Raw genomic sequence first — 8255 nt, 5'->3', positions numbered from 1 at the left:
CTTTCGTCATTGCGAGCGTAGCGAAGCAATCCAGCGCGGTTTGTGCTGCCCTGGATTGCTTCGCTACGCTCGCAATGACGAAATGTTTTCGTTGCGAGCGATGATATCCTAAAGGCGCCCACATCATGGCCGATTCGCTGATCCTTGAAGTCGCCGATTTCGAGCAGGATGTCCTCACCGGCATCTACTCGGAGGAAACCGGCAAGCCGCAGCCCCTGCGTTTCACCATCACGGTGAAGCTGCGGCCTGCGGACCACTACGCCCCTGACACGCCGCTGACGGCGAGCAAGAACTACATGGACCTCAAGTTCGCGGCGTCGGAAGCGCTGCCACAGGGTGTCCACTTCAAGCTGATCGAGGCGGTCGCCGACCACGTCTGTGAGACGCTGTTCCTGCAGGACGAGCGGGTCGAGGCGGTGACGGTGAAGATCGTCAAGCTGGCGCTCACCGAGGTCAACGAACTGATCGGCATGACCCTGACGCGGGAACGTCGTTGAACGAGTTGCTCCATCTCGGGCCGCTGTCGGACGACGCGCTCGAGGCTGCGGCCGATTTCCATGCCCGCCTGCTGCCCGGGATCGAGGCGACGCTGTCGGGCGGCGCCGATCCGCTGACGCTGGTTTTCCTGCCCGCGAATCACGAGCATCGCGCCTGGCGCCTTGCCGCCGTGCAGGGCCTTGCCCGCCGCTTCGCACCTTCGCGCGTCAATGCCGTCGAGAGCGACGCCGGAGCAGGTGGGCGGGAGGCTGTGGCAGCGGCGCAACGCTGGCTTGACGGTGCAGGCGGTGTGACGGGACAATTACTACCGCTCAATGGCAAGGGCGCGGGCGGAGTGCTATATCCGTCCGAATGAGCACGCCGCAGCCCCTCGTCGACCAGTTCCAGCGCAGGATCACGTACCTGCGCCTGTCGGTGACCGACCGCTGCGACTTGCGCTGCGCCTACTGCATGCCGGAGCGGATGACGTTCCTTCCCAAGAAGGACGTGCTGACGCTCGACGAGATGCACGACCTTGCCCTCGGCTTCATCGCACGCGGTATCACCAAATTGCGGCTGACCGGCGGCGAACCGCTGGTCCGGCGCGATATGATCGACCTCGTCCGGGCGCTCGGCCGCCGGATCGGCGCGGATGACGGGCAGGGTGGGCTGGAAGAGTTGACCCTCACCTCCAACGGCACCCGCCTTGCCGAATTCGCCGACGATCTGCGCGTGGCTGGGGTGCGGCGGATCAACGTTTCGCTCGATACCCTCGACCGCGAGGCTTTCGCGCGGCTGACCCGGCGCGATTCGCTGCCGCAGGTGCTGGAGGGGCTGGCGGCGGCGAAGGCGGCGGGCCTGAAGGTCAAGCTCAACACGGTGGCGCTCAAGGGCATCAACGAGCACGAGATCGCCGATATCGTCGCCTGGGCGCACGGGCAGGGCTTCGAGGCGACGCTGATCGAGGTCATGCCGCTGGGCGAAGTGGAGGAAGACCGCTTCGACCACTACCTGCCGCTCGTCGCGGTGCAGGAGGATCTGGCCCGGCGCTGGACGCTTGCGCCGAGCGGGCACCGCACCGGCGGCCCGGCGCGTTACTGGGACGTCGCGGAAACCGGCGGACGGCTCGGCCTGATCACCCCGCTGACCAACAATTTCTGCGAGGGCTGCAACCGCATCCGCGTCACCGCGACGGGGCAGCTCTATGCGTGCCTCGGCGGCAACGAGCAGGTGGACCTGCGCGCGGCGCTGCGTTCGGACGATCCGCAAGGCGCCTTGTCGGCGGCGCTGGACACGGCGATGCGGATCAAGCCTGAGCGCCATCACTTCGCGATCGACGGACGCGGCGAGGCGCCTGCGCTGGCGCGGCACATGTCGATGACGGGTGGGTGAGATGACTGCGAAACTGGTGTTCCTCGGACGGCTTGAGGAGCTGGCGGGGACGGATGGCATCAGCGTCGATGTACCGCTCGGCTGGGCCGCTCTGCTGGCGCATCTGGAGGAGCATTACACGCCCGAACTGGTCGAGACCGTCGCCGGTGTCCGGGTGAAAGTGGCGCTCAACGGCGCGCTGATCGCCGAAAAGGGCGGCGTGGTGCTGGCGGATGGCGACGAACTGGCCTTCCTGCCGCCGGTTTCGGGTGGCTGACATGTCCGACGTTCGCCTGCTGACGTCCGGCTTCGATCCGGCAGCGGAACTGAGCGCCTTCACCGCCGCGCACCCGCAAGCGGGCGGGATCGTCAGCTTCCTTGGGCAAGTGCGTGAGGGCGCGGGCTGCGAGGCGCTGGAACTGCGGCACTATGACCCGCTGACGCTGCCCGCGATGCAAGATCTGGCGACGCGCGTGCGCGGGCGCTGGGCGCTTGACGGGCTGCTGGTGATCCACCGCAGCGGGGTGATGCTCCCGGCCGAGCCGATCGTGCTTGTTGCCGCCGCTGCCCGGCACCGGCGCGATGCCTTTGCGGCGGCGGACTTCGCGATGGACCACCTCAAGAGCGAATCGTGGTTCTGGAAGCGCGAGAAGACCGGCGGCCAATGGCGCTGGATCGAACCGCGGGAGCAGGACTTCGAGGATATCGCGCGCTGGTGACCCCGTCGTCCCGGATAAAGTCCAGGACGACGAAATTTCTTCTCTCCGGCGGGGGTTTTGACCCGCATCAACGAATCATGGCGCGAAGGCGCGCATATGCCGATCACCCAAGGAGATCAGCATCATGTCCCAACGTCTTACCCGGCAGCAGCTTCAGGGTCTGGCTACGGTCACGGCCGTTCCCGCCCGCACGCCAATGCATTTTGGAGTTGACCGCAGCTTCGGCCTGCCGACCGGCTTCTATGTCGCCACGGTCGCGCTCTACCTCGCCTTCATCGGTGTCATGGCCGCCACGTTCATGAACCCGGAACTGGCCATCCCGATGGTCATCTTCGCCGGGTTCGTTCTCATGGCGTTCGGGCTGGCCGGGCACTGGGTGAAGATGAAACCCCACAACGATGCCGCCGCGCCAACATGGGGCCAGCTTGCCGCACGCGGCATCGACACTCTGAACGGAAGGCTCACGGCGGGCGAAGCGGCCGTCCAGGTTCTCACGCTACCCGTGCTGATCCTGTGCTGGGGCCTGGCGGTCGCGATCATCGTCGCCTTCACCTGACGCGGGGCCTGCCTGAATCTGGTTCACCGGGCTGGGAGCCCTTCAGGCAGACCGCGTCGGAACGTTCGGGGAGTCCCACCCTTCTGGCCGGGGGGTGGGACTTTTCGCGTCAGGACGCCCGGCGTCGCAGCACCGCCTGCACGAAGGCGTCGAGATCATCGACGTCCACGTCGAGCACTTCGTCCCATTCCTCCAGCACCGCGACGACGTCCTCACGCGTGGAGACGGGAATCGGCGGGGGCGGCGCGACATGCGGCCAGGCGTGACCGGTGAAGTTGTTGTAGAGCCAGCCGAAGCTGCACAGCACCAGCACGTTGGCGCCGATCGGGATCATCAGCGTCGCGTCCCACGGCACCTGCCCGCCCGCGCCGAGCGCGCAGAGCAGGGCGCAGGCACCGCCCGGCGGATGGAGGCAGCGGGCCACCGACATCGCCGCGATGGCAAGCCCCACCGCGATGCTCCCGCCCAGCCACGGATTGCCGATCAGGTGCCCGATCGAAATGCCGATCGCGGCCGAGAGCAGGTCTCCGCCGATCACCGACCACGGCTGCGCGAGAGGGCTCGCCGGAACGCAGAACACCAGCACCGCCGAGGCGCCCAGCGGCGCGACGAGGAAGGGCAGGGCGTGGGCCTGATGGCCGCCGAGCAGGGCCCATGTCGCGAAGCCGGAAAGCGCGATCCCCAGCGCCGCGCCGATCGCGCCGCGCGCCCAGCCCAGACGGCCGAGGGCGTGGAGGCGCAGGGAATGAATGTGCCGGACCATGGCGGCGCTATGGCGCAGAGCGGTGCGGGTGACGAGCCCGGATTTGCCTCGCATTGCGATAGGCGGGCTATCAGAACTTCAGCTTGTAGCGCACCATCGCCCGGTTGCTGACTTGGCTGCTGCCCAGCGTCGCCGAATCAAGCTCGACGCCGAGCGAGGAGTTTTCGCTCAGGCCCATCTGCGCGCGGGGTAGGCCGTCCGGCGTCTCGTAAGTATCGGGAAGCGGACGCAGGCGCTCCTTTTCCGGGTTGGTCGCGCAGACGACGATTTCTCCGGGGCGGCCGACCGGGCAGCGCGGCTTGACGGCATGGAGATCGACCGTCCCGTCCTGCGGCATCTGCGCAAGGTCGAACAGCGGCGCTGCGATCGCGGGCGGTTCGGGCGGGAGGTCGGCGATCGGCATGGAGAGCAGGAGGCCATGCGATCAAGGCGATTTCAGGGCGGCTGGAAGATCATTGGGCGAATCAAAAAGCCCGGCCCTCCGTTGGGAGGACCGGGCCGATGAGCGCCCGCACTGGAGGGGGGAGGGGTGCGGGCGCCGAAAGGATCAGGCGAACTTGCCGGCCTTGGCGATCTCGGCCAGCGGCTTGCGGTCGCTGGCGACTTCGCGCTCCTGCAGGAAGTCGGGCAGGACCGACTTGTCACCCTGCTTGCCGATGGCGAAGGCGGCTTCGAGGCGATGGTCTTCCGGGATGCCGAGCGCGGCTTCGGCCTCGCCGAACTTCAGGCCGGTCATGCCGTGGGTGTGGTAGCCCAGCGCCTGTGCCTGGATCGCGGCGAGCACCCAGGCGGCGCCGGCGTCGAAGCTGTGGCTGTGGTTCTCGAAAGTGCCCTTTTCCGAGCGCGAGAACTTGTCGGAGACGACATAGACGATCGCCGAGGCTTCCTTGGCCCAGCCGGCGTTGAAGTCGATCAGGCCCGACAGGAACAGGTCCCAGTTCGCGTCGCCCTTCTTGGCGTAGAGGAAGGTCCAGGGCTGCACGTTATAGGCCGAGGGCGCCCAGCCACCGGCTTCGAGAATCGCGTCGAGGTCTTCCTGCGGCATCTCGCTGCCGTCGAAGGCGCGGGGGCTCCAGCGGTCGACGATGAGCTTCTCGATCTTGGGATTGGCGATACGTCCGGTCATCGAAATATGTCCTTGTCTGCTAAGGGCTTAGGGAGAGTGCGCAAGCAGGGGGGCAATCCTTTCGAATCACCCCCCTGCGCTATGTCAGGCTGCGTCCACCAGCACCAGTTCCGCGTCTTCGAGAGCGGTCACGGTGATCGTGTCGAGCCCGGTGATGGCCACGCCGTCGCGGGCATTGGCTTCCACGTTACCAACCCGGATGCGGCCGGTGGCGGGGACGAGGTAGCTGTGGCGCGCGGCGTCGGTGGCGTAAGTCACCGTGTCGCCCGCCTTCACCGTCGCGCCCAGCACGCGCGCCTCGGCGTTGATGTGGAGGGCGTCGTCGTCCCCGGCGATGCCGCTTGCCAAGGTCACGAACTGGCCCGAACGGTCCTCCTTGGGGAAAGGACGGGCGCCCCAGCTCGGCTGCTCGCCGCGGCGGTCTGGGATGATCCAGATCTGGAACAGCGTCGTCGCCTCGTCCTCGAGGTTGTACTCCGAGTGCTGGATGCCGGTGCCGGCGCTCATAACCTGGACGTCGCCCGCGCCGGTGCGGCCGGTGTTGCCCAGGCTGTCCTTGTGCGTGATCGCGCCGGTGCGGACATAAGTGACGATCTCCATGTCGCGGTGCGGGTGCGGCGGGAAGCCCGACCGGGCCGCGATGGTGTCGTCGTTCCAGACCCGCAGGCGACCCCAGTTGGTGCGCGCCGGATCATGGTAGTCGGCGAAGGAGAAATGGTGGCGGGCATCGAGCCATCCGTGATTGGCGGCGCCGATGCTCTCGAAGGGACGCAGTTCGATCATGGGGCACTCCTTTGTATGCGTTAGGTGCCGTTAAGGCCCTGTTGAGTGCCATGTAGCCCTTGCGTGGCTATCGCGAAATTGTGATAAACTCGGCTGAATTATTCAGGAAAGTTGAATGGTCGACGTCGTCCCGCCCAGTCTCGATCACTTGCGGTGCTTTCTGGCCGTGGTGGAAGAGGGCAGTTTCAATGCAGCCGCCAGGCGACTTGGGCGCGCGATTTCGGTGGTCAGCTACGCCATCGCCCAGCTCGAAAGCCAGCTCGACGTGCGCCTGTTCGACCGCGAAGGCTCGCGCCGTCCGCAGTTGACCGAGGCCGGTCGCGCGCTGTTGTCCGAGGCGCATGCGATCTCCGACGACGTCGACGCCCTGCTCGCCAAGGTCCGCAGTCTGCGGCAGGGGCTGGAGGCGGAGCTGTCGCTGGCGGTGGACGTGATGGTGCCGGGCAACGTGCTCGCCCGCCTGTTGCGCGACTTTCAGGTGCGTTTTCCGACGGTTCCGCTGCGCCTCCACATTGAGGCGCTGGGCGCTGTCGCCGCGCTGGTGCTCGACGGGCGCGCAACGCTGGGTATCGCCGGGCCGGACATCATGGACCTTGCGGAGATCGAGCGCGAGACGATCGGCTCGGTCGAGATGGTTCCCGTCGCCGCCCCCGGCCACGCGCTCGCCAAGTTCGAGCGGATCGAGCCGGGCGAGACGCGCAAGCATCTGCAACTGGTCCTGACCGACCGTTCGCCGCTGACGGAGGGGCGCGATTTCTCCGTGTTCAGCCCGCGCTCGTGGCGTCTGGCGGACCTCGGCGCCAAACATGCGCTGCTCAAGGAGGGCATCGGCTGGGGCTCGATGCCGCGCCATGCCGTGAGGGCGGACCTGGAGGCGGGCACCCTCGTGGAACTGAAGCTGCCCGAGCGGTCCGCGCTCGATTACGCGCTCGTGGCGCTATGGCGCAAGGACAGCCGGCCCGGCCCCGCCGCCGTCTGGGTGCTCGACGAAATGCGCGAACGTCTCGCGAAATGTCCATCGACCAAGTGAGGGTCTTGCGGGGCGGTTCGGGCTGCTCCACTTAGGGCGCATGACCGCTACCCGCCTGTTCGACCGCGCCGTGATCCGGCTGTCCCCGCGCCCCGATTCGAATGAGAACGTCGTCGATTTCCTGCAGGGGCTCGTGACCTCGGACGTGGCGGGAACCCTGCCAGTCTGGACGGGGCTGCTGACGCCGCAGGGCAAGGCGCTGTTTGACTTCATCGTCTGGCCGGGCGGCAAGGGGCTGCTCATCGACTGCGAGGCCGAAGTCGCCGACGCGCTGGTGAAGCGCCTGTCGATGTACCGGCTGCGCAAGGCGATCGACATTGCCCGCGACGACCGGCTCGCCGTGCACTGGCGGCCGCACACGGGCGACGGCGCCGCTCCGGACCCGCGCCTCCATGCTCTTGGGGAGCGCTGGGTCGCGGTGGTCGATGCCACCGATCCGGCCGAGGAAGAGACCGGTGCAGACGCCGCCTGGCGTGCCCACCGTCTGGCGCTGCGGGTGCCCGAAGGCCGTGCGGAACTGGGCGATGGCGAAACGCTCTGGCTCGAATGCAACGCGGCGGACCTGCATGGCGTCAGCTTCACCAAGGGCTGCTACGTCGGGCAGGAGAACACCGCACGCATGAACTGGCGCCAGAAGGTCAACCGCCGCCTCGTGGTGGTGCCACTGGCCCGTTCGGACGAGAAGCGCCGCCGCGCTGCCTACCCCGAACTGGGGCTCGCGGTGGATCACCTGCGGGTGGAGGACATCCCGGCCGATGTCATGCCCAAGTGGATCACCGCAGAAGCCTGAGGCAACGCACCGGAGCGCCCGTTCAGGCGGCTCCGGCCATTTCCATGCGCGGGCTCAGGCGCCGGTCGAGATCGGCGACGTAGATGCGCGCCGGGTGCTCCATCGCCCGCGAGGCGCTGTAGCGCGACCGTACCTGCCCGGTATCGTGGAAGCCGGCGCTTTCCAGCACCTGCTGCGTGCCCCGGCTGTCGGCGAAGTGGCTGGCGATGACCCGCAAGTGGCCGAGCGAGCGCGCCTGGTTAACCACCGCGCGCAAGGCCTCTCCGGCATAGCCGCGACCCCGATATCTCGGGACGATCCAGTAGCCGACCTCGATCTCCTTGGCGCCGAGCGCGCTGTCGCTCCGACCCAACCCTATACTTCCGACCAGTTGCGGCCCGCCGGGCGCGCGCAGATACATGAAGAAATGGGGAAGGCGCGGATCTCGCGGCCGGTCCAGATAGATGCGCAGTTCCTCCGCCGAACGGGGCAAAGGAGCCACGCCGACAGTGCGCTGAACGTCATCGTCCGAAAGAGCCTCGACAAGATCGTCGAAGTCTTCCGGCCATGCCGGTCTCAAAAACAACCTCTCCGTGCGGACGAACATTCCACGGTTCTCCGTCGTGCTAGTGCCCTGCGACTCGGATCATGCACGCAAGTC

At 67.3% G+C, this 8255-nt stretch carries 13 protein-coding genes; 8 read left to right on the top strand and 5 right to left on the bottom strand.

Annotated features, from left to right (window positions below):
* Positions 1-125 precede the first annotated feature (125 nt).
* The 6 genes from ACYPYD_RS15710 (at position 126) to ACYPYD_RS15685 (ending at position 3123) form a co-directional block, all read left to right on the top strand.
* Entirely contained in the window at positions 126-497 is a 372-nt protein-coding gene (locus ACYPYD_RS15710) for a dihydroneopterin aldolase (RefSeq protein WP_008830633.1), read from the top strand.
* Positions 494-853: a Rossmann fold domain-containing protein gene (locus ACYPYD_RS15705; RefSeq protein ID WP_008830634.1), complete on the top strand. Its 360-nt coding sequence runs from the start codon at positions 494-496 to the stop codon at positions 851-853. Before ACYPYD_RS15710 ends, ACYPYD_RS15705 begins: the two co-directional genes overlap by 4 nt.
* Entirely contained in the window at positions 850-1869 is a 1020-nt protein-coding gene (gene moaA / locus ACYPYD_RS15700) for a GTP 3',8-cyclase MoaA (RefSeq protein WP_459664115.1), read from the top strand. The genes ACYPYD_RS15705 and moaA overlap by 4 nt, the downstream gene beginning before the upstream one ends.
* 1 nt (position 1870) lies before the next feature.
* Positions 1871-2125 (top strand): MoaD/ThiS family protein, encoded by a 255-nt coding sequence (locus ACYPYD_RS15695; protein WP_285016775.1) that lies wholly within the window; start codon positions 1871-1873, stop codon positions 2123-2125.
* A 1-nt stretch (position 2126) separates the two neighbouring features.
* On the top strand, positions 2127-2567 hold the full coding sequence (locus tag ACYPYD_RS15690) for a molybdenum cofactor biosynthesis protein MoaE (protein WP_271180863.1): 441 nt from the start codon (positions 2127-2129) through the stop codon (positions 2565-2567).
* A 124-nt stretch (positions 2568-2691) separates the two neighbouring features.
* Positions 2692-3123 (top strand): hypothetical protein, encoded by a 432-nt coding sequence (locus ACYPYD_RS15685; RefSeq protein WP_459664113.1) that lies wholly within the window; start codon positions 2692-2694, stop codon positions 3121-3123.
* Positions 3124-3232: 109 nt separating this feature from the next.
* Here ACYPYD_RS15685 and ACYPYD_RS15680 read toward each other — a convergent pair whose 3' ends face one another.
* The 4 genes from ACYPYD_RS15680 to ACYPYD_RS15665 form a co-directional block, all read right to left on the bottom strand.
* The gene (locus ACYPYD_RS15680) at positions 3233-3940 is read right to left on the bottom strand and encodes an HPP family protein (protein ID WP_248005723.1); all 708 of its coding nucleotides are present in this window, start codon (positions 3938-3940) and stop codon (positions 3233-3235) included.
* A gap of 16 nt (positions 3941-3956) precedes the next feature.
* Positions 3957-4289, bottom strand: a complete 333-nt coding sequence (locus ACYPYD_RS15675; protein WP_459664111.1) for a hypothetical protein — start codon at positions 4287-4289, stop codon at positions 3957-3959.
* Positions 4290-4433: 144 nt separating this feature from the next.
* Positions 4434-5012: a nitroreductase family protein gene (locus ACYPYD_RS15670; protein WP_459664108.1), complete on the bottom strand. Its 579-nt coding sequence runs from the start codon at positions 5010-5012 to the stop codon at positions 4434-4436.
* An 84-nt stretch (positions 5013-5096) separates the two neighbouring features.
* Positions 5097-5795, bottom strand: a complete 699-nt coding sequence (locus tag ACYPYD_RS15665; protein WP_459664105.1) for a pirin family protein — start codon at positions 5793-5795, stop codon at positions 5097-5099.
* A 115-nt stretch (positions 5796-5910) separates the two neighbouring features.
* Between ACYPYD_RS15665 and ACYPYD_RS15660 the strand changes: the two genes are divergently transcribed.
* Both ACYPYD_RS15660 and ygfZ read left to right on the top strand, forming a co-directional pair.
* On the top strand, positions 5911-6825 hold the full coding sequence (locus ACYPYD_RS15660) for a LysR family transcriptional regulator (protein WP_459664103.1): 915 nt from the start codon (positions 5911-5913) through the stop codon (positions 6823-6825).
* Between the two features lie 40 nt (positions 6826-6865).
* Positions 6866-7615 (top strand): CAF17-like 4Fe-4S cluster assembly/insertion protein YgfZ, encoded by a 750-nt coding sequence (ygfZ, locus tag ACYPYD_RS15655; RefSeq protein WP_459664101.1) that lies wholly within the window; start codon positions 6866-6868, stop codon positions 7613-7615.
* A 22-nt stretch (positions 7616-7637) separates the two neighbouring features.
* Here ygfZ and ACYPYD_RS15650 read toward each other — a convergent pair whose 3' ends face one another.
* Positions 7638-8201, bottom strand: coding sequence for a GNAT family N-acetyltransferase (locus ACYPYD_RS15650; protein WP_008830645.1), 564 nt, complete (start codon positions 8199-8201; stop codon positions 7638-7640).
* Positions 8202-8255: the final 54 nt, after the last annotated feature.

It is taken from the genome of Novosphingobium sp. 11B (genome assembly GCF_054589055.1).
The sequence above is the reverse complement of the archived record's forward strand: the minus strand, read 5'-3'. Positions and strand labels throughout refer to the sequence as shown.

Bases quoted from the DNA above. Each gene is read 5' to 3' on its own strand.
- ACYPYD_RS15695 (WP_285016775.1), top strand. From the start codon at position 1,871: ATGACTGCGAAACTGGTGTTCCTCGGACGGCTTGAGGAGCTGGCGGGG.
- ACYPYD_RS15685 (WP_459664113.1), top strand. From the start codon at position 2,692: ATGTCCCAACGTCTTACCCGGCAGCAGCTTCAGGGTCTGGCTACGGTC.
- moaA (WP_459664115.1), top strand. From the start codon at position 850: ATGAGCACGCCGCAGCCCCTCGTCGACCAGTTCCAGCGCAGGATCACG.
- ACYPYD_RS15660 (WP_459664103.1), top strand. From the start codon at position 5,911: ATGGTCGACGTCGTCCCGCCCAGTCTCGATCACTTGCGGTGCTTTCTG.
- ACYPYD_RS15670 (WP_459664108.1), bottom strand. From the start codon at position 5,012: ATGACCGGACGTATCGCCAATCCCAAGATCGAGAAGCTCATCGTCGAC.
- ACYPYD_RS15680 (WP_248005723.1), bottom strand. From the start codon at position 3,940: ATGCGAGGCAAATCCGGGCTCGTCACCCGCACCGCTCTGCGCCATAGC.
- ygfZ (WP_459664101.1), top strand. From the start codon at position 6,866: ATGACCGCTACCCGCCTGTTCGACCGCGCCGTGATCCGGCTGTCCCCG.
- ACYPYD_RS15690 (WP_271180863.1), top strand. From the start codon at position 2,127: ATGTCCGACGTTCGCCTGCTGACGTCCGGCTTCGATCCGGCAGCGGAA.
- ACYPYD_RS15710 (WP_008830633.1), top strand. From the start codon at position 126: ATGGCCGATTCGCTGATCCTTGAAGTCGCCGATTTCGAGCAGGATGTC.
- ACYPYD_RS15650 (WP_008830645.1), bottom strand. From the start codon at position 8,201: ATGTTCGTCCGCACGGAGAGGTTGTTTTTGAGACCGGCATGGCCGGAA.
- ACYPYD_RS15675 (WP_459664111.1), bottom strand. From the start codon at position 4,289: ATGCCGATCGCCGACCTCCCGCCCGAACCGCCCGCGATCGCAGCGCCG.
- ACYPYD_RS15665 (WP_459664105.1), bottom strand. From the start codon at position 5,795: ATGATCGAACTGCGTCCCTTCGAGAGCATCGGCGCCGCCAATCACGGA.